Origin of the sequence: Acidicapsa ligni (assembly GCF_025685655.1) — a bacterium.
In the GTDB taxonomy this organism is placed as follows: Bacteria; Acidobacteriota; Terriglobia; order Terriglobales; family Acidobacteriaceae; genus Acidicapsa; species Acidicapsa ligni.
This window is the reverse complement of record NZ_JAGSYG010000004.1, coordinates 200,591-218,797: the sequence shown is the minus strand read 5'-3', so window position 1 is coordinate 218,797 and position 18,207 is coordinate 200,591. Positions and strand designations below refer to the sequence as shown.

The window sequence follows — 18,207 nt, the reverse complement described above, 5'->3', positions numbered from 1 at the left end:
GCCCGCAGATCGGCCTCTTTGCCGCTACAGTCAAGCGAAGCACAATCAACCTCGCCCGTCTCTATTCCACTTATACCTAGCTTTCCACCACGCGGTAGTCGTAAGCAGCGAGTGGCCCCATCCCTGCGCGGATAGAACCTCCGGTCAAAAGCTTCTCCTAACCGGCAGAGCGAAGTCTGAGGCATGCGGTTGGAACTCCGTTACGCTTCGCCGGGACGAATAGCAAAACTCGTGTCGATCGATTCCATCGATAGTCTTGAAGATGAACACAGTAAATTGTTCAAAATGAGTAATTTATAGGCGCAATCCGCAGCCATTGAGACGAAACTGGCATGAGGATGACAACCGAAGAGCGGAGTGGACGCCCTTCAGTCGAAGTTCATAGCCCGATTGGGCGAAGCGGGAAGGGAATCTGCTTACCGTTTCGCCCGCATGTCCCTTCTGACTTAATCGCCTGCGGACATCTCCAGACACGCAGAATTGCAAGAAAATAGCAGGATTTGCTCTACACGAACCCGGCGGAACCCCAGTCAGCAATCTTCTCCTGTTCGGTCGAACGAAGTCGGAGGTATGCGGTTGGAACTCCGTCACGCCTCGCCGGGCCGAACGGCTGTACTAATAGGCATCATGTGACAGTCAATAAAATGACCTCGTAAAGTATGTTGTAAGATCTTGAAAATAAAGCATCTAAAAAAATATATGAGTATTATATTCAGACATGAGTGTGGCCATGTGTTTTCAATGCTTCTGCGGTCCTGGACGTTTTCAAGTAGCTTGAGCTTCTAAGCCTAATGAAGTATGGGGTTTTTGCTAGATATGGCCAAACCTATCGAGGTGCTTGCGGGGGAGCCTATATGTAAGATAAAGGTGGCCATAGAAATTAGTGATTGCGTTAATATCTGGATCGAGTGTAGAGTTGTCTTCCATGGAGGTGCTGCGCTTATGGCTGACACTGGACAAAACCCAATAACTGATTTTGACAAGGAAATCACCGCGATTAGTGAGGTGGCCAAGATCATAGGAGGACTGGATCGGGAAGTGCAGGGCCGAGTGATTCGCTACGTCGTCGAAAGGTTCGATATCAGTGGGTTCGTCAAGACTGCAGCGAAGACCTCTGTCGCTACGCAGGCCGTGCCAGAGACTGAGGAACCTCTTCGGCTTACCTCTGACTTTGAAGATTTCGCGTCGCTCGTTGATGCTGCTCGTCCTGGGACTGATGTGATGCGAGCGCTCATAGCGGGCTATTGGCTTCAGGTCTGCAAGGGTGCGCCGACCTTTGACGCGCAAAGCGCGAATACAGAACTCAAGCACCTGGGACATGCTTCTTCCAATATCACTTCAGCTCTTAGTGCGCTTATTTCTCAGAAGCCTGCGTTCGTACTTCAGCTTAGGAAGAGTGGTAACACTCGTCAGGCCCGAAAGCTTTATAAGGTAACGGAAGCTGGAATCCGTAAGGTCAAGCAAATGATGTCAGGTGGCGGTGATGCGGAATGAATTTAGCTTCGGGTGTCCCGGAGTGGAATGTCACAAGTATGGATTTCTATGGAGAAGGCCATGAAGAAGACGAGACGCCGGAGTCTCTAGTCTGCGCCGAGGGCTAGAGGCGTTAAACGGACAATCCCGATTCGCGAACCTTGGAGGGCGATGCGAATCGGGATTAGGTGCCCACTCCGTGCTCCATCCCCAGATCAACGGGGGTGGCCGTGAGATGGTGCTGACACCATCTCGCTCACACAGTGTAAGCCAACTGCGAAGAATTTTCCGAAAGGTCGTATCGCCATGGCACTGTATCTTTACCCGCAATTCGTCGATGTAGCACGCGCAAATCCAGCGTTCGACACTCTGTTTCAGCCTGGTGATCGAACACCGTGGTCTGGAATCTACCGTTGCGAAGTGTGTGGTCATGAGGTCGTTCATACCCATGACAAGCCACTGCCTCCTCAGAACCACCACGTTCATGGCTTCGGTAAGGGGCCTGTTAAGTGGCGCATGATTGTCACGGATCACAAGGCGGCATGACCGCCCCTTGCAATGAAAGGCCGGCTCCAGATATGGGGCCGGCCTTTGATCCTCCACGTCACACTCGCTTAGCGCGGGAATCAGTTGCTGAACGAGCGCAAATAAGAGTGACTGACGAGTCGGAGAATGCTACCATCTCCGCATTCTGATCATGAACCGCTTCCTACCTCCCTATGCCAAAGCTCGATATCGAATTTGAAATCACCGGACTAAAACTCAAGATCAAGGGCGAGAGCGACGACGTCAGCTGCAAGGTCGCCAACCTCCAGAATCAGGTTCAGAATCTAATAGGAACCATCGCTTCCCTTACGCAAGGCGCTGCGACTGTTAATGGAGCGCCACCTCAGACGCCTGCTGCCCCATCGAGGCTAATAGAAGCTGAGGCCTCCAACGCGACAGATACAAAAAACCGCCGCCCATCCCCTCTAAAGCGCAAGCCAGCAGCACCAAAAGTCGAAGCGATTGATTTCAAACACGACGCTGAGAAATATGGCTTCCCCAAGCAGGAGTGGTACACGACACAGAAGGCCATGTGGCTCCTCTTCATGCTTACCAACGATGGTATTGCCACAGAGATGACGGCTCCTATCATCGCGGCTACGTTTAATAAGCACTTCAAAAGTTTCAAAACGATCCTGTCTCACAATGTATCCCGTGATCTTGCGAAAGAGAAAGGAAAGACCGGGGCGGTCAATAGCGATGCGATGAAATCACCTGAGACGTGGCATTTGCTCGAATCTGGGAAAAGACAAATGGCCGCACTCATCGCTGAAGCGAAAGTATCGGCCTCCGTATGACAATCGAGAATTTCATCGAGGCCGCTGAGCTATCTAAGCAGAACGAAATTGACCGGGCGTGTCTATTTTCGTTTTTTCACTTCAAGAAAAATGGATTTAGTGATTTCAACGCCGACAATTACGTTCAATGGATCGATGGACACAACTTCAGCATCCCGAACAAAAGTCGTCTCAACGATAGGCTGAAGGCGAGTGCCAAGACGATCCGCGGCGCGGCGACCGGCACTTTCATGCTGAAGCATGATTACATCAAGCAGCTTGAAACCAAATTCCCCCAGCTATCGCAGAAGTCTCAGGAAATTATCGATAACGGAAGCATCCTGCCGCCCATCCTGTATGAGAAGACTCATGGCTACATTCAGTCGATTGCAAAACAGATCAATGCGTCCTATGAAAACAACATCTTCGATGGATGCGCTGTTCTCATGCGACGTCTTGAAGAGGTTCTGCTGATCTTGGCATACGAAAAGCTCGGTGTGGCCGCCGCGATCAAAGACCCAACCGCCGGTACTTACTACATGCTGGAGCGTATCGTTGCCGACGCAAGAAACAACTCGACACTCAATCTCTCGCGCAGCTCACGTGCTGACATAGATGCCTTCCGCGAGCTTGGTAATTTTTCCGCGCACAAACTCACCTACTTGTGCCGTCGTGAATATATTGCTGAGAAAGTCGACAAATACCGTGCTCTGATCGATGAACTCTTGCACAAAGCTGGTTTACAGAAATAGCTAAGCGATGCGATTCGTACTGATCTCCGACACACACGGACTACACGACAAGATCGAAGAGATGCCCGAGGGGGATGTACTCGTCCATGCAGGCGACTTCATGAACTCTGGGACAGACTTGCGTGAGATCATCTCGTTCAATCGTTGGCTGGGACAGCAGTCGTTCAAGCATCGCGTGGTGTGCGCCGGAAACCACGACAAATATTTCCAGTCCGATCCCGGAACGGCTAAAGGCCTGCTCACGAATGCCGACTATTTAGAGAACTCGGAGATCACGATTGAGGGAGTCCGTCTCTGGGGTTCCCCGTACACTCCAGAATTCCTAAATTGGGCCTTCATGTACCCTCGCGGAACTGCTGCGACGAGATATTGGAACAGCATTCCCGAACATCTCGATGTGCTGATCACACACGGGCCGCCGCTAGGAGTCCTTGATCAAATCGCGCCGCATGAGGCGCATCTCGGATGCGCCGAGCTGCTCGATGCCGTCCGGAGCAAGAAGCCAAAGGTGCATCTATTTGGGCACATTCATGGTGGGGCCGGAGAGTTGGAGCGCGAAGGCATGCATTTCGTGAATGCCGCATACCTGAATGAGCGCTATGAGCCGAAGCATCCCGCTGGTCAGATTCGCATAATCGACTTCTAGCGAGCGAAAGGCAAAGGGTTCAAAGAACAGACCCTCGAAGTCAGACACTTTGCGATCGAGTATGGCTCGGCGGATTGAAACTCCGCCGACCCTTCAGACAGGATTTTGGCGTTGGTTCTGGTGCTACTCTACGCCGACAGTCAGATTCGTTACTTTACCGGCCTTCATCGAGACGGGCGATATCTAGCCCAATGTCGCAACGATTTGGCTAAGATAAATCTCATTATGGGGAGATCGACGCCATCGCTTGTGCCGAGAGTCGCCCGGCTATTAGACGATTTTGGAGCTTTGCTGAAACTTGCTCGATTGCGCAGAAAGCTCTCGGCAGAGACGGTCGCACAACGCGCAGGGATCACTAGGCGCACGTTGTCCAAGGTGGAAAAGGGCGACTCAGCCGTTGCTCTGGGAGTTTACGCGCGAGTCATGCAAGCGCTGCGACTCGAAAATGACTTGGCACTGTTGGCGAAAGATGACGAACTAGGCCGCAAGTTGCAAGATGCCGGAATCGTGGCTAGGCTCAGAGCCCCGAAGCGGAGTTCCAGAACTGTTAGAAGGGATAACGAAAACTTCGCCGATGAAGCGTGAAGACACATTCACAACCTTATTCACGAATCCTCAACCGACTCGTCTCGGCTTTAGGGGGCATGCGGAGACGGACTTCGATTACATGAACTCCCACGCCGACGTGCCTGTGGTGGCTGCACGGACGCTCCTTGAAGGCTGGTATGGTCGCTACCCAGTCGCCCATCGCGAGGATTTGGCACGCCGCTTTCGTAATAAGAATCCCAATCAGCACTCGGGTGCGTTCTGGGAACTTTACCTGCACGAACTCTTCCTTCGGATTGGGTACGGTATTGAAGTCCACTCTGCCATAGCTGGTTCAGACGCCAGGCCAGACTTTCTTCTCCTCAGAGATGGGCAACCCGTCGCCGTCGTCGAGGCCCGTTTGGCAGGAGTAGAAACTGATGAGTAAACTTCAGCAAAGCGCCGAAAAGCCGAGCTTCACGATGCGCTTGACCGCGTGAACTCTCCTAACTTTTTTCTTCAGATTGATGAGGTCCGCACAGCTTCACTGAGACCATCCTTTCGCCGTCTCACTAGAAATGTGGACGAGTGGCTGACGACGCTCGACCCGGACATACCGATGGAGTCGTTCCAACTTGAAAGAAGAAAGTCGATGCAGTTCGAATGGGAAGAAAGCGGCTGGTTTCTTCGCTTACTTGTCATCCCTAAGAGTGTGGGCCACAGAGGTAAACCAGGCCGTGCCGTTGGGACATCCGGTTTAGAGACGAAGTGGCTCGATACTAGAGGAGAACTACGGCGTGCTGTTGCTGAGAAGGCTCGTAAGTATGGTGATGTCGGACTTCCGTTCATCCTTGCGATAAACCACATCGGTGTGAGTTGCGACCGAACCGACTGGACAGACGCACTCTTCGGCACGTCCGCCGTCAATGTTTGGTTTACTAACGACGCCGTGCATCATCAAGAGCCATTCAGGAAGAACGATGGTCTATGGCTTCTTGACGGCAAAGCACGGAGGACCAATGTCAGTGCAATTATTGGCGGCTGGGCTATCAATCCTCGGAGCATGGGTGCGCATCGTTTGGAGGTGTACTCACATTTCGCACCGGAGCGGCCTTTCGACTTCCAAGGAAATCTTTCTTGCTGGGTTCTCTCTGAGGTGACTGGCCAGCTTGAAGAACACGCCGGACGGACAAGTGCTGAAATCCTGGGGATTCCCCATAACTGGCCACTCAGTTGGGATGAGGCGAAGAAAGATTAGAAGAATAGCTCTGGCGATCCTGGCCGCATTTATGTATGCACTACTCCGAGAGCATCTCCATCCACAGCTTCATTGTCAGATCTTCACGGTCCGGTCTTCCAAGTTGCCAACGCAGCTCAGTCTCATAACGTTGCTGGAGCGTAGCCATGTTGAAAGGAACCGTGCGGCTGAGATGTCTAACGTCATCACGGTCTTTCTGGCTGTTCCGTTCGAGCTTCGATAAAGCAATATCGTACGGATCGAGAGCCATCAGCCGAAGATGCCGAAATGCCTCAGGAAACATTTCAGTGAGCCGCTCTTCATAGTTCTCAGGGATTGCAGCTACGCCTACGCGATCAAGGTAGATTCGATGCTTTCGATGGAGAGGACCTCCTTGCAAGGCGATCTCCATCAGCGTTTCAGATGCCTCTTTCGGTGCGAGTTCAATCACGTCCACATCCGCCGTCGGTCGATCCAGTCCGTAAAGCTGCGTGACAACAAACCCACCGATGCAGTCCAGACGCGCAGGAGATTGCAAGGCTTCGTCGAGGTCACGCAGGAATGAGCGCCATGGTTCGGGAGGTAGTGACTCAGAAGACATGCTGAAGATCCTCGGCTTTCAGGTCGGTCAGCAAATTCCAGTGAGCTGCTGACGGAGGTCGATGGGTGCGCAGCCATTTGCGTTCAGCCTCAGACAGTGAACTATGGGCGAGCGTGTCTTCGTTTGCCAGACGAGAACGTTCCAGCGACGCCGCATGAAAGCGCAGTTTCTCCGCGAGTTCAAATTCTCCGCGTTTTTGCGCAACGTCGCTTGCCAGCAGAGCAACGTATGCAAGACGATTCTGCCGATCTCGAGACTTGCTCTCGGAGGTAAGCCAGCCCCAGTTCATATCAGGGAAGTGCATGGGAAGCCACGGCAGGGCTTCTGTCACCCGGGCATCGAGATCTTCGCTATCGAGTGCGAGGAGAAGCAACTTAGCTGGATTCACCAATTGCTGACTTTCCAAATAAGCAAATCCCGGGTATCCGAGCTCGCCCAAAGCGCGTTTGAAGAATTCTTCGCCTCCCCTCCTGACCGCACGATGTTTTATGGGGCGGGCCGTCGCAGGTAACGGGAAGACACGGACCACTTTTGAAGCCAGGGCATTCGAAACCGGTCTGCTACCGCGTTCGACCATGGAAAGGTAGGCTTGGGTGACGCCCAGGCGAAAGGCCGCTTCGGACTGAGTCCAGTTCGAAGCGGTGCGAACCGATTTAAGGTCTTCACCAGTCATGCCCTCAAATATAACAGAAAGTGTTATATCGGGTCCCTTGGCGTGGATCGACTTCGTGACAGCAAGCCGACGGAGGGAGCGGCACCGAAAAAATGTGACAATTTACACAGTTGCTTACACACTTACTCATTCTGTCCATGTAAGTATATGTAAATAAGTTGGTTACTGATCTACATGAAGGACTCAAAATCCACCGACCGCAAGGTCGTGGGGTTCGCCTCCCTCCCGGCACCAAATATCTAGTCTTATAATGTGTGGTTTACAGGCCGTCTTTTCGTTTGTGCCCAAACATGCCAAATCGGCGAGGCACCCCTAACCGATCTTCACTTCTGGATATGCTTCTATGTACTCTTCGCCGTCGCAGCCTTTGTACGCAACCGTTCGTCCGCCGAAATCCACTTCATAGCCAACGACCCCTGCCTGCCATGTGGCATCCAGAAACTCAGGGAATGTACTGTCTCCAGCTTGGTCGATGCGAAGCGCTTTAATCAGAGCATCTTGATTAAATACCGGGATATCGACCGCGCCAGTGACCAAGGGCACTCCCTGCATGGCAACAGGGCCTTCATGTGTAATGAAAATACTTTGGCATGATGGCAGAGACCATACGTTCCTTGTCACGCCGGCTTGCCGGAGAGCTGCGGCCAGGTATGGAAAGCCCCCGACGCGGGGACGGATCGCGGCACCACGTTGCATCGCTTCAGTGAGATTGTCGATTGCTTTACTCATGAAATTTCCTCTTAGTCGTTAGGCTCATTATTGAAGCTGTGACACTCTGCGACCTTCGCAAGGAGCTAACGGAGTGTCAGCCTTTCGCTCGCATCCAAGCAGTCGAAGAAGTGCGCGTCATTATCATCCGCGAATTTAGCGAGAATGGGAACATTGCGTCGTCCATCGCGCGTTGCGCGCGAATGCAGCCGCTCCATTAGATCGTCGATGTGGTTCTGATGGTAGGAGAGTACTTCGCATAATGCTTCCGAACAATCTCCGGTGAGTTGCAGAGAATGACCACATCTACCTGGAACCGGCCGCAAGCGCACGTCGCGCAAAGCGAAATGCTGACAGCAGCGCGAGTGGTCGATAAATACCATTGTGCTACTCCCAAATGGCGCGCCGCTGCGATTAGTATGCGCAGGCGGTAGCTATCGATTGGTATCCAGATCGATCCCCTGCCCTGTTTTCAGATCAAGGCTTTGTATAGGGAAGCTATAGATCGGTGTCTCAGTTCCGGAGCCGAAGCGAACGCTGACGTCACGCGATGCTCCCAAAGCTGCAACGGGACCGCTGAAGCTCTGAATCATAATTAGCTTGTCGCCAAGCTGCACGACCGTATCCAGTGCGGTGATGGTGCGGATATCATCCCACCACTTCACTTTAGGTGGCTTCTCTCCCTTGGCCTCGTCGTAGGACTGATTGGGCGTTACCTGTCCAATCCATCCATAGGCTTTGTGTTCCGCCAACATGTACATGACGGCATTGAAGTTCTCCATCCGCGTATATCCAGGTTTTGACTGCTTCATCACTTCCAGTGGATCGAAGCCGTAGCCTTGTACGAGTTGATCCAGCAGCATCGCGGGACCAATCGTCTCCAGCAGTTCCTCCATTTCCTTCTTCTCTTTCGGATCAGTGGGCGCGGAGCCAAACTGGTCTGTAAGGCACTTGCGGTCAAACTCGGAGACGATCAGTTCCATGTGTACCGAAGTAGGAGTTTTCTCAGCGCCTCGCCGAAGGACCAGGGGGATACTTGTGTTGTCCGGTGTGCTGACGTGGAAGAGTGTGTGAACACATGCGGGGGGCAATGCATTCTGCTTCTCTTCGGACATGAACTCAGGGTCGATCGTGCTGCCGAACCGACGCATCGCTGTGATCAGATCTTCGTTGTCTTTCTGCGAGAGCAATGTGGGGTAGCTGACGCTGAAGCCGAGTGCATCATTGCTATAAGTGGCACGCTCTGACGTCGGCACAATCTGTGGTTGCTGAGCGAAAACCACCGAGGTTGCTGTAAGCAGAAGCAGGCAAATAGCACGCATATGGTTATGGGTCCGATTATCAAGTTTAAAATTTGCTCTACTGTTTGCTTTCCTACTGGGCCTTGGAAAGAGCGGACGAATTGCGTTCTTCAATGACATGCGCGTAACTCGACATGCCCCGTCACATGAACTGCGTCTTTGGTGCAATCGAAGTAAGCGTGTCCCTGGAGATTCTGGACCTGGTTATAGAAGGAGTTCGTCTGTTCGATCGAAACGTCCCAAACAGAGCAGCTCTGTCGCTTAAAAACCAGGTCTTGCTTTCCTCGCCTCTGCAACGCCACATGGGGGTCTCCGCTTTCCGGGAGCACAATGCGCGCACTAAGCTCGGGCTGCCCTGGATCCGTCACGATAACCCCATAGAACATGCGCCGCTGTCCGGAATCGCACTGCGTAGGTGAAAAGTTGGAAGTCCCGTTCTTTTCGTCGATCACGACACTGTCAGCCGAGGCAGCGTGTGAATTGTCATCCGGCCAGCCATGCGCCTCGTAGGATTCCACCTTCGCGCGTCGTTCCGCCGCATGCTGCCACCAACTCTCACGGGCACGACTGAGAGGGCCTGGCAGAGGCATAGCCGAGAGGCAGAACAAAACAAGCAACGCGCCCCCAACGTAAAGCAATTTGCGAAAAATTCCATTGCTCCGTTGCCCGTCTTCAAGGTGATGACCATTCATTCCCTTTACAATATGCGATGTGCTCTTCGGCAGGAAAGCTATATTCTTTGCAGCTAAGAAATGAAATCCACAGTGTGACATCCTCAACAGAGCCAAGCCTACCCGCTTCGCACTCACAAAGAATCGGCGAATTCGTATCGAACCGTCGAGCCCCGTGTAAGCGACGAGAAGCCGGGCTATCGATACTTACATGGCTTCTCTAGCCTCGCAGACTATTGCAACGCCGCACGCTTGATTCCGTAGCGCCGCGTCAGCCACGCGCGAATGGGTTCGTCGTAGAATTTCAGCGCAAACCACGCAGCGAGCGTCACTGTCGGCAGCAAGACTAAGATCCAGCCAACTCTAAAGGCAACGCTTGGGTGATAGGCCGAGGAATAATTCGTCAAAAGGTATACCCACCCGATGTGCGTGATATAGAGCGGGTACGAGATCCGCCCACTGAACTTGCACAGGTTGATCATTCCTGCACCGGCATTGGAATGTGCCCCGCAGAGAATGATCAGTGGAAAGAGCAAGAGCACGCAGCCAGCATCGTAAAGCCCATTCATTGAGAGACCACCGGCCTTCTCAAAGACCGGCATCTGGAAAGCAATCACAAGAACAATCGAGAGCAGCAGGAGCCCGATCTTAGGCAAACGCACACGATCATGAATTCGATAGAGCAAGAGTCCCATAACAAACGAAGCCGTCAAGCGGAGCGGCGCCATCCAGATCTCCGTGTATCCCCAACCGCCATCAAGCGACCCTTTGTCGTTCGCTACCCAGAACAATGCCGCTCCTGTCACGAGAACGATGATGGCCAGAGCTGCCGTGCGCAGCCGACGCAGAATCAGCGCATAGGCAATGTTGCCCAAATACTCCTGCATCAGCGACCAGGCTGGGCCATTGAGTGCTTGTGTTTCATTTTGCCGGCCGCCCGTTGGAAGAGACGGCAGCAACAGCATGGACAGAATGTAAGTGAGTAATAGAGTCATGGGAGGTGTATGGTTCATCCCTTTCCCAAATGGATCGAACAAATAAAAGAGCAGACCCAGAGTGGCCCCCAGCAGTACCAGCGGATGTAAACGGATCAGCCGAATACGAAAGAATTGCAGAGTAGTCATCTTTTGCCAGCGGTCGTCGTAGGCATACCCCACCACGAATCCCGACAACGCGAAGAAGAAATCGACAGCAAGATATGCGTGTTTGACCAGCGCCCAGGGGCCGTGAAATCCAAAGGCGTAGTTGAAGAAATGGAAGATCACAATCAGGAAGGCCGCGCTTCCTCGCAAGCCGTCCAGCACTTCAAAGTGCTCTTTCCCGCTGCTTGTGCGGTCGACACTGGCTGCAACACTCATTTTCTATATCTCCGGATTTTCTGTTTCGAGGCCGCAGCCAAAGTCGTTTGCAGCGACAGCAAGTAGTAAACACTCGGGGCCGGAGAGGCCCCAAGCGATGTGCAAAATCCACAAACCGAAAATGCTTTAGCGAACCAGAAGAGCCGTAGTTAACTGCGTGTTGTCCGAAGAGTTCCCGACCAGCACTTGATACTCGCCCGCTGGCAGGTTCCACGCATTGCTCTTTTCGTCGAAGGTTTTCAACACCCTGTCATCGATGGCAACCGTAATCGTTTGCGATTCACCCGGCGCGAGCGTGACGCGCTTCCATCCGGCCAGACGCTTGAAAGATTCGGCTACGTCTTTCGGAAGTCTGACGTACACCTCTGCAATCTCACTGCCGGAACGTTTCCCAGTGTTCTTGACCGTGAAGCGCGCAGTCTTCGTTGCTGGATCAACAACCAGGCCAGAGTATGCGTATGTCGTGTAAGACAAACCAAAGCCAAAAGCGAATAGCGGCTTCTTATTCTGTGCCTCATACCACTTGTAGCCAACTGCTGAGCCCTCATCGTAATGAACAGCGTAACCAGCATGGGCTGATGCGTTCGCTGTCGGGGCCCCATTGTCTGCGATATCTCCAGTGTGCGTCTGACTCTCGGCGGGAATCGTCGGGCGCTCCGGATGCGGAAGATCCGCTTCGCTTTTCGGAAAAGTCATCGGAAGTTTGCCGCTGGGATTGACATCGCCTACAAGTACGTTCGCCAATGCCTTGTCTCCCGAACTGCCGGCGTACCAGGCCTCAACTACGCCTGCCACTTTGTCGATCCAGGGCATGGTGACAGCCGTGCCGGTTTCAAGCACGACAATCGTATGAGGATTAGCCGATGCAACCTGTGCGATCAATGCGTCCTGATTGTCAGAAAGCGAGAGGCTTGGCAAGTCCATATCTTCTGCCAGCCACTGCGAAGCAAAGACAATCGCGACATCTGCGCCCTTGGCCACGCTTGCTGCAGACTTCGCATCCGTTCCCGGATCGAAGTCGATCTTCATGTTCGGCAGCTTCTCCCTGAGAGCCGTCAGCGGAGAGGTCGGGAACCAGACAGGTTTCTGCCAGACCGTTGCGCCCTTGCCTGGAGGCATAATCGCATTGCCGCCCGGTGGGTCCACCTGCGCAGATCCACCGCCCGACAACATTCCTATGTCGGCATGCCCGCCAATAATCGCGATACTGTGAACCTTTGATGGATTGATGGGAAGCAACGTTGGACTGTTCTTCAACAGAACGATGCTCTTCTCCTCCACTTGCTGCGATACCCTAAATCCTCTCTTTACATCCACCACACCCTTCTGTGGCGGGTCGTCGATAACTCCCGACAAAAATTCAGCATATAGAACTCTGCGTGCATGGTCGTCAATCTCCGACAGAGGCACTTTTCCCGATTCCACTGCTTCTTTAAGCTTTGGGCCGAAGAAGTCAGCCATCGGCTGTTCCTGGTCAAGTCCCGCAGCGGACGCCTTCTCCGTACTGTGAGTTCCACCCCAGTCGGAAATTACAAATCCTTTGAAACCCCAATCCTTTTTGAGCACATCCTGCAGTGTGTAGGAGTTTTCACAACCAAAATCGCCGTTGATCCGGTTGTAAGAACACATCACAGCAGCCGGATTTGCGATGGAAATAGCGATGTGAAACGCGAGCAAATCCGATTCCTGCATCGCCCGCTTCGAAATGACGGCATTCACAAAGAAGCGGCCCGTCTCCTGGTCGTTCATCACGTAATGCTTGATGTCGCCAACCACATGCTGCGCCTGTTCGCACTTCATGAGAGTGCCGACAACAGTGCCCGCAAGGAGTGGATCTTCGCCCGCATACTCGAAGCTGCGGCCATTGCGCGGCTCGCGGGCCAGATCGACTCCGCCACCCAACGTCATGTTGAATCCCTGCGCTCGAAGCTCCTGGCCAATGACTGTGCCAAAATCGCAGGCGGAATCCGGATCCCAGCTCGCAGTGGCGCCAAGACTTGAAGGCATCGCGGTCGAATATCGACCATTCGCCCCACTGTCCCTCACTCCATAGCCCGCGTCAGAGATTACGAGCGGAGGGATTCCGAGGCGCTTGACGCCCTCAACGTATCCCGCGCCACCGTCGGCAAGCCGGGTCATTGGCATCTGCCACTGTTCCGCGTGAGCCATACCGTTCCCGTGCAGCAAAGCCAGCTTCTCATCGAGAGTCATTTGCTTCAGAACGAGATCCGCACGCTCCCCTGAGGAGAGGTTGGAATTCATCCACGGGCGGTCAGTGCTTTGGGCAACTCCCACGGACGCAGTCGCGATGACTCCGAGAGCTGCGATGACTGAGAGAACGAAGTGAAAACTACTCTTGCGATTGAGCATTGGTCTCCAAATGTGATTTACAAGAATTGAGCCAGATCGGCTCATTTTGAGCCATGTACCTTGTTTCGAATAATGAATTTGGCGTTTTTGGTGTGAAATTCATCCAGGTATGTGATCCCGTTTACAACTGAGGTGACAACCCCTGTCTCATGCTGCATCCCCTCGACCATGCGCGCGGGAACCGTAACCGTCCTCTCGTCCTCCATTTTGATGGTCAATTTCACCTGCGATCCAGCAACAGTCTTCCAGGTCATTTCACAGATTCCTCGGGGCAACTCAATTTTTCCTGCTCGAACCGCGGTGGCAAGATAAAACGTCTGAAAGGCCTCGACCGCCATCGAGGGGACCGAAATGAGGACAGATAAAAGGGCGAATCCAAGGATGTATTTCACGGAAAGTCTCCTTGTTTACGACAGGAATCTGCTGGATTCCCTTAAGGGCTCTCGAACGTGTGCAGATTAGGAGATTCTCGATACCGTACGTAAGCCGCATCGTGCATCAAATAGCGCGCAGAGACGTATAAGCTATTATTTTCAATAAGATAAGGGCGTCAAAATAACGTAGTTTAAGGAATGTATGATACAGGTTTTTAATGTGATACGGGCTACCACGTCTCCACGGCAACTACGGTAGGCGGACCTGGATGGCCCTCAATCACGTTTGCTTCGATCACCGCTTCCAGATTGAGCTGGTCCCAGTTTTTCGGCGCCTTTTGCAATACCGCATCCAAGTATGCAGGATTAGACACGACCTCGCTCGCGGCTTCTGTTCCTTCGCCCAGGATGCCCGCCAGAATGATGGCTGGTTGCCCGGTGACCTTGTCATGAATTCTGGCAACGACGGCATAGTCTCGAGCCAGGCTTTTGTTCGGAACCTGCCATTCAAGAGCCCAAATTCCCTTGGGGCTACTTTTGCGATTCACCACCTTGCGAACATGATTGTCATACTCGAACCCAATCGGCAAATCCTGAGTGATGCGCATTGCCCACGGATTGTCGAAAGCGCCAATCAAAACAAATGGGCCTTCCCGTAATTGAGCGAAGCCTGTATCGGAAGCTGCCAGGACGCGAAATTCTCCATTTTTAGGCACAAGAGGCGCAATGGAACGAGCAAGTGTGATGACATCGTAAACATTCAGATTGCCGCTCTCCCCGGCAGGGATTGCGGGGATCGTCTTGCTTTGGAGATCGACAGAGTCCGTTGGTACCCCGAGGCAGTACGTAACACGGCTTGAGGTTGCGGTGATCGGCTCCCAAAAGCGCGCCATATTTGAGGGTCCGCTGGAGCTTGCGGCCTGACCTGGGAATCGCACGCGACCGATGCCGATGCCAAGAAGCACAGCGAAAAGGAGAGCGGCAACGATGGAAATCCAGCGGTAGTGGATGAGACGCGTGGGTGCTCTTACAACATCTGCCCGCGAATCCTCCGACGCTACCGGATCGCGAGGAGATGGCTCAAGATGCTCCGCAATCACCTCTGGATCTACTTTGGCAGAGAGTTGGATTGCTGGTTCTCGAAAAGCGGGAGCGTAGGAGCCAACCGGTAATTCGATGATCAGTTCCCCTGCATGTTCGGGGCTGTAATAGTACTGAATCAGCCTTTTTCGTACCTCGGCAGCCGTCGTGCGAACCACAGGATCCAGATTTACGTCATAACTCGGTTCGCGTCCAAATGCCTCGACGCCGATTGTGCGTTCTTTTAAATCACCAGCATTGCCAAGCAAAGCCTGCTCGACCGTGTACGCAAGCAGTACCGGGTAGCGTTTGCTGTTCGTAAACAACGGGTGCGCGAGAAGTCGCTCCAGTTGTTGGCGGACCTCAACTGCACTCGGCCAAGAATGAATCCCGTTTGATTCCTTCACGGATTGCGACGTCGATATTCTCAATATCTACCTTGATCAAGAGCCTGCGAACATCCCGTCGAATTCTGGAGTCAAACGTTTAAGCTGAACGAGCAAGATTCCAGTACCAACGGCCGCTCCCATCATGTCATATCCAGGGACGCCGGTCATATGTCAAATGTTAGCCCTTGAGTTCCACTGGAGGCGAATATAAAGACATGCATGCAATGGTGTCGACCGTGATCAAGAAGGCAGTGACTCGTAGATCTTCTGTGAACGGACAGAGATGGATCTCACTCACGAAGGACTATCCCCATTAACGGCCTATCGACAAGCGGCCAACAAAGGTCAATGCCGAATGTAGATCACGGCAAATCTCCCGGTCCTTAGCGGCACATCATGGTCAGGGGCACGACGCACCTGAAACCGTCTTCTCTTGAAGACGGAATACGCTGCGCTTCGCCCGGCAAAACGGGCTTCTCGCCACACGTCTCTAATGGAGTGAAGGCACCGTTCTGATAACACCCGGGAGAAGGCATTCAACCCTCAGCCATTCATTTCGAAATCTTCCAGTTGGGTCTCACAAAATGACATGTGTAGCCACTCGGATAGCGTTCCAGATAATCCTGATGCTCTGGCTCGGCCTCCCAAAACGCACCAGCGGCCTTCACTTCTGTCACTACTTTGCCCGGCCAGATTCCAGAAGCGTTGATGTCTGCGATGGTCTCTTCTGCAGTCTGTTTCTGTTCGTCTGTGATGTAAAAAATGGCGGAACGATAGCTCGTCCCAATGTCGTTGCCCTGACGATTCAGCGTAGTGGGATCATGGAGCTGAAAGAAAAACTCGAGAAGCCTTCGATAACTTACCTGTTGCGGATCGAACACAATCTCTATGGCCTCGGCATGGGAGCCATGGTTTCGATAGGTTGCATTGGCTACATCCCCGCCCGCATATCCAACGCGGGTAGAAATTACTCCAGGAAAGCTGCGGAACAAGTCCTGCATACCCCAAAAGCAACCACCGGCTAAAATCGCTCGCTCTGTAATCATGCCCTTACTCCTTTTCACTACTTTCGATTAGTTTACGATAGGCTCCGTAACCTTCTTCTTCGAGCTCATCCAGAGGAATGAAGCGCAGCGACGCAGAATTGATGCAGTAACGAAGGCCGCCAGCCTCTTGCGGGCCATCGTCAAAGACATGGCCAAGATGGCTGTCACCCTGATTGGATCGAACCTCTGTTCGGATCATTCCGTGACTATCATCGATAGTCTCAGAGATAGATTCCGAATCAACTGGCTTCGTAAAGCTTGGCCAACCACAGCCGCTGTCGAATTTATCGGCTGAGGTGAACAGAGGCTCTCCCGATACGATATCCACGTAAAGGCCCGGCTCGTCGTTATCCCAATATGAGTTTTGAAAAGGAGGCTCCGTCTCACTCTCCTGCGTTACCCGATACTGTTCCGGTGTGAGTGAAGAGATGGCTTCAAGGTTCTTCTTATATTCCGGCATTGTCGTTGCCTCTCGACTTTCGTTCTGATTCGGATTACCGCGTCGCATTCGCCCTGCGATTATTATTCCTGAATATCCTGCTTGAAAACATATGATTTTCCACTCGCGGTCTACCCGCTCGATCTAAGTCTAACTCTGCCCCTGGATGCCTATTATGCGATCATCACTGCGCCCAACACGTCCTACACCTGCAGATTCCTCTAACGATCAAAAGCAGTGAAGTAGCAGATGCCATCAACCTCGATCTACTCGCATTCATCGAATCGTAGTACTTTGTTGCAGAGAGGCTAAGATGACTTCCCTTCAGAGAATTATCGCTGTTGCAACACTCTTGTTGAGTTGGACTAGCGGAGCTGCCGTCGCCCAGAGCACGGTCAGCTTACCATCCGTCGCTGTGGCGCCACAGTATGACTCGACGCACGTCTACGTGAAACCGCAAGACGTGGACGCATTCGTCAAAAGCTTCCTCGGTACATTTGGCGGCACCAGTACCAAACAGGTCATCGTTACCGTGACTCCAACGCCGAGCAAGACTACCTCTCAACTGATGCAGACCCCTGTAGGAACAGTCTCTTTGTTCGGATTTCTCACACCCATTCCTGCCCCCTTCGGGACGGAGAGGAATGGCTATCTCGTTACGAATATGGATACAGCCATCTCCGCCGCGCGTTCGGCTGGCGCAAACGTAATTGTCGGAACCTTCCCTGATGCCATCGGGCTTGACACAATTATCCAGTGGCCCGGCGGCGTCAACATGCAACTGTATTGGCACACGACACCGCCGCACTATTCGCCCTTTATCCATGTACCTGAAAATCGAGTCTACGTTTCGCCGGATCGTGTTGAAGCTTTTCTGAAATCATTTCTTCAGTTTTCTCAAGGCAAGATCATCTCCGACGAAGCGCAAGCACCCGGAATTGAAATAGGACAGCCAGCAAACTCGATTCGTAGAATTCATCTCGAATCCGCCTTTGGCAAGATGGTCGTTTACGTAAGCAACAGCAAACCTTCTTATCCCTATGGCCTGGAAAATACCGGGTATGAAGTCGATAGCCTCGACGCAACACTCGCCAAAGCGAAGACCTTCGGCGTAACGATCCTTGTCGCGCCTTACAGTTCAGATCACCGTCATTCGGCGATCGTTCTGTTTCCGGGTGGATATATAGCAGAGATACACGAAATATCCCATGAGTAGCAGGCATCCGCGAACCCCATACCGCT

The 18,207-nt window shown here is 52.8% G+C and carries 19 protein-coding genes; 8 read left to right on the top strand and 11 right to left on the bottom strand.

All coding sequences use genetic code 11. From position 1 onward, the window contains the following. The first annotated feature begins 942 nt into the window (after positions 1–942). The 7 genes from OHL19_RS15160 to OHL19_RS15135 all read left to right on the top strand — a co-directional run bounded on the left by OHL19_RS15160 (position 943) and on the right by OHL19_RS15135 (position 5,976). Entirely contained in the window at positions 943–1,494 is a 552-nt protein-coding gene (locus tag OHL19_RS15160; RefSeq protein ID WP_263358562.1) for a hypothetical protein, read from the top strand. Positions 1,495–2,192: 698 nt separating this feature from the next. Further along, the gene (locus tag OHL19_RS15155) at positions 2,193–2,816 is read left to right on the top strand and encodes a hypothetical protein (RefSeq protein ID WP_263358561.1); all 624 of its coding nucleotides are present in this window, start codon (positions 2,193–2,195) and stop codon (positions 2,814–2,816) included. After that, positions 2,813–3,547, top strand: a complete 735-nt coding sequence (locus OHL19_RS15150) for a hypothetical protein (protein WP_263358560.1) — start codon at positions 2,813–2,815, stop codon at positions 3,545–3,547. The genes OHL19_RS15155 and OHL19_RS15150 overlap by 4 nt, the downstream gene beginning before the upstream one ends. Before the next feature lie 7 nt (positions 3,548–3,554). Beyond that, positions 3,555–4,193 carry a metallophosphatase domain-containing protein gene (locus tag OHL19_RS15145; protein ID WP_263358559.1) on the top strand — a complete coding sequence of 213 codons (639 nt, stop codon included), beginning with the start codon at positions 3,555–3,557 and terminating at the stop codon, positions 4,191–4,193. Between the two features lie 225 nt (positions 4,194–4,418). Beyond that, positions 4,419–4,778 carry a helix-turn-helix domain-containing protein gene (locus tag OHL19_RS23115; protein WP_396126782.1) on the top strand — a complete coding sequence of 120 codons (360 nt, stop codon included), beginning with the start codon at positions 4,419–4,421 and terminating at the stop codon, positions 4,776–4,778. Next, on the top strand, positions 4,768–5,166 hold the full coding sequence (locus OHL19_RS15140) for a hypothetical protein (protein WP_263358558.1): 399 nt from the start codon (positions 4,768–4,770) through the stop codon (positions 5,164–5,166). Before OHL19_RS23115 ends, OHL19_RS15140 begins: the two co-directional genes overlap by 11 nt. A 204-nt stretch (positions 5,167–5,370) precedes the next feature. Continuing rightward, a complete protein-coding gene (locus OHL19_RS15135; RefSeq protein WP_263358557.1) occupies positions 5,371–5,976 on the top strand; it encodes a hypothetical protein in 606 nt (201 codons plus the stop codon). 40 nt (positions 5,977–6,016) lie between these two features. Here OHL19_RS15135 and OHL19_RS15130 read toward each other — a convergent pair whose 3' ends face one another. The 11 genes from OHL19_RS15130 to msrB form a co-directional block, all read right to left on the bottom strand. Next, positions 6,017–6,556 (bottom strand): DUF6036 family nucleotidyltransferase, encoded by a 540-nt coding sequence (locus OHL19_RS15130; RefSeq protein WP_263358556.1) that lies wholly within the window; start codon positions 6,554–6,556, stop codon positions 6,017–6,019. Next, positions 6,546–7,229, bottom strand: coding sequence for a helix-turn-helix domain-containing protein (locus OHL19_RS15125; protein ID WP_263358555.1), 684 nt, complete (start codon positions 7,227–7,229; stop codon positions 6,546–6,548). Before OHL19_RS15125 ends, OHL19_RS15130 begins: the two co-directional genes overlap by 11 nt. A 312-nt stretch (positions 7,230–7,541) precedes the next feature. Then, the gene (locus OHL19_RS15120) at positions 7,542–7,958 is read right to left on the bottom strand and encodes a DUF1398 domain-containing protein (protein WP_263358554.1); all 417 of its coding nucleotides are present in this window, start codon (positions 7,956–7,958) and stop codon (positions 7,542–7,544) included. 413 nt (positions 7,959–8,371) lie between these two features. After that, positions 8,372–9,259: a hypothetical protein gene (locus tag OHL19_RS15115; protein WP_263358553.1), complete on the bottom strand. Its 888-nt coding sequence runs from the start codon at positions 9,257–9,259 to the stop codon at positions 8,372–8,374. 89 nt (positions 9,260–9,348) lie between these two features. Continuing rightward, positions 9,349–9,930: a hypothetical protein gene (locus OHL19_RS15110; RefSeq protein WP_263358552.1), complete on the bottom strand. Its 582-nt coding sequence runs from the start codon at positions 9,928–9,930 to the stop codon at positions 9,349–9,351. A gap of 212 nt (positions 9,931–10,142) precedes the next feature. Beyond that, on the bottom strand, positions 10,143–11,267 hold the full coding sequence (locus OHL19_RS15105; protein WP_263358551.1) for an acyltransferase family protein: 1,125 nt from the start codon (positions 11,265–11,267) through the stop codon (positions 10,143–10,145). Positions 11,268–11,393: 126 nt separating this feature from the next. Continuing rightward, positions 11,394–13,637 (bottom strand): glycoside hydrolase family 3 C-terminal domain-containing protein, encoded by a 2,244-nt coding sequence (locus OHL19_RS15100; protein WP_263358550.1) that lies wholly within the window; start codon positions 13,635–13,637, stop codon positions 11,394–11,396. 41 nt (positions 13,638–13,678) lie between these two features. Further along, on the bottom strand, positions 13,679–14,029 hold the full coding sequence (locus OHL19_RS15095) for a hypothetical protein (protein ID WP_263358549.1): 351 nt from the start codon (positions 14,027–14,029) through the stop codon (positions 13,679–13,681). A 212-nt stretch (positions 14,030–14,241) separates the two neighbouring features. Then, positions 14,242–15,417: a hypothetical protein gene (locus OHL19_RS15090; protein WP_263358548.1), complete on the bottom strand. Its 1,176-nt coding sequence runs from the start codon at positions 15,415–15,417 to the stop codon at positions 14,242–14,244. Positions 15,418–16,031: 614 nt separating this feature from the next. Further along, positions 16,032–16,526, bottom strand: a complete 495-nt coding sequence (gene msrA, locus OHL19_RS15085; RefSeq protein WP_263358547.1) for a peptide-methionine (S)-S-oxide reductase MsrA — start codon at positions 16,524–16,526, stop codon at positions 16,032–16,034. A 4-nt stretch (positions 16,527–16,530) separates the two neighbouring features. Further along, positions 16,531–16,986, bottom strand: coding sequence for a peptide-methionine (R)-S-oxide reductase MsrB (msrB, locus tag OHL19_RS15080; RefSeq protein ID WP_263358546.1), 456 nt, complete (start codon positions 16,984–16,986; stop codon positions 16,531–16,533). Between the two features lie 292 nt (positions 16,987–17,278). Here msrB and OHL19_RS15075 point away from each other — a divergent pair, with 292 nt between their 5' ends. Then, a complete protein-coding gene (locus tag OHL19_RS15075; protein WP_263358545.1) occupies positions 17,279–18,181 on the top strand; it encodes a glyoxalase in 903 nt (300 codons plus the stop codon). Positions 18,182–18,207 lie beyond the last annotated feature (26 nt).

What these genes read in the sequence shown, in the direction of transcription:
- OHL19_RS15160 (WP_263358562.1), top strand. Translation starts at nt 943, where the DNA reads ATGGCTGACACTGGACAAAACCCAATAACTGATTTTGACAAGGAAATC.
- OHL19_RS15155 (WP_263358561.1), top strand. Translation starts at nt 2,193, where the DNA reads ATGCCAAAGCTCGATATCGAATTTGAAATCACCGGACTAAAACTCAAG.
- OHL19_RS15150 (WP_263358560.1), top strand. Translation starts at nt 2,813, where the DNA reads ATGACAATCGAGAATTTCATCGAGGCCGCTGAGCTATCTAAGCAGAAC.
- OHL19_RS15145 (WP_263358559.1), top strand. Translation starts at nt 3,555, where the DNA reads ATGCGATTCGTACTGATCTCCGACACACACGGACTACACGACAAGATC.
- OHL19_RS23115 (WP_396126782.1), top strand. Translation starts at nt 4,419, where the DNA reads ATGGGGAGATCGACGCCATCGCTTGTGCCGAGAGTCGCCCGGCTATTA.
- OHL19_RS15140 (WP_263358558.1), top strand. Translation starts at nt 4,768, where the DNA reads ATGAAGCGTGAAGACACATTCACAACCTTATTCACGAATCCTCAACCG.
- OHL19_RS15135 (WP_263358557.1), top strand. Translation starts at nt 5,371, where the DNA reads ATGCAGTTCGAATGGGAAGAAAGCGGCTGGTTTCTTCGCTTACTTGTC.
- OHL19_RS15130 (WP_263358556.1), bottom strand. Translation starts at nt 6,556, where the DNA reads ATGTCTTCTGAGTCACTACCTCCCGAACCATGGCGCTCATTCCTGCGT.
- OHL19_RS15125 (WP_263358555.1), bottom strand. Translation starts at nt 7,229, where the DNA reads ATGACTGGTGAAGACCTTAAATCGGTTCGCACCGCTTCGAACTGGACT.
- OHL19_RS15120 (WP_263358554.1), bottom strand. Translation starts at nt 7,958, where the DNA reads ATGAGTAAAGCAATCGACAATCTCACTGAAGCGATGCAACGTGGTGCC.
- OHL19_RS15115 (WP_263358553.1), bottom strand. Translation starts at nt 9,259, where the DNA reads ATGCGTGCTATTTGCCTGCTTCTGCTTACAGCAACCTCGGTGGTTTTC.
- OHL19_RS15110 (WP_263358552.1), bottom strand. Translation starts at nt 9,930, where the DNA reads ATGAATGGTCATCACCTTGAAGACGGGCAACGGAGCAATGGAATTTTT.
- OHL19_RS15105 (WP_263358551.1), bottom strand. Translation starts at nt 11,267, where the DNA reads ATGAGTGTTGCAGCCAGTGTCGACCGCACAAGCAGCGGGAAAGAGCAC.
- OHL19_RS15100 (WP_263358550.1), bottom strand. Translation starts at nt 13,637, where the DNA reads ATGCTCAATCGCAAGAGTAGTTTTCACTTCGTTCTCTCAGTCATCGCA.
- msrA (WP_263358547.1), bottom strand. Translation starts at nt 16,526, where the DNA reads ATGATTACAGAGCGAGCGATTTTAGCCGGTGGTTGCTTTTGGGGTATG.
- msrB (WP_263358546.1), bottom strand. Translation starts at nt 16,986, where the DNA reads ATGCCGGAATATAAGAAGAACCTTGAAGCCATCTCTTCACTCACACCG.
- OHL19_RS15075 (WP_263358545.1), top strand. Translation starts at nt 17,279, where the DNA reads ATGACTTCCCTTCAGAGAATTATCGCTGTTGCAACACTCTTGTTGAGT.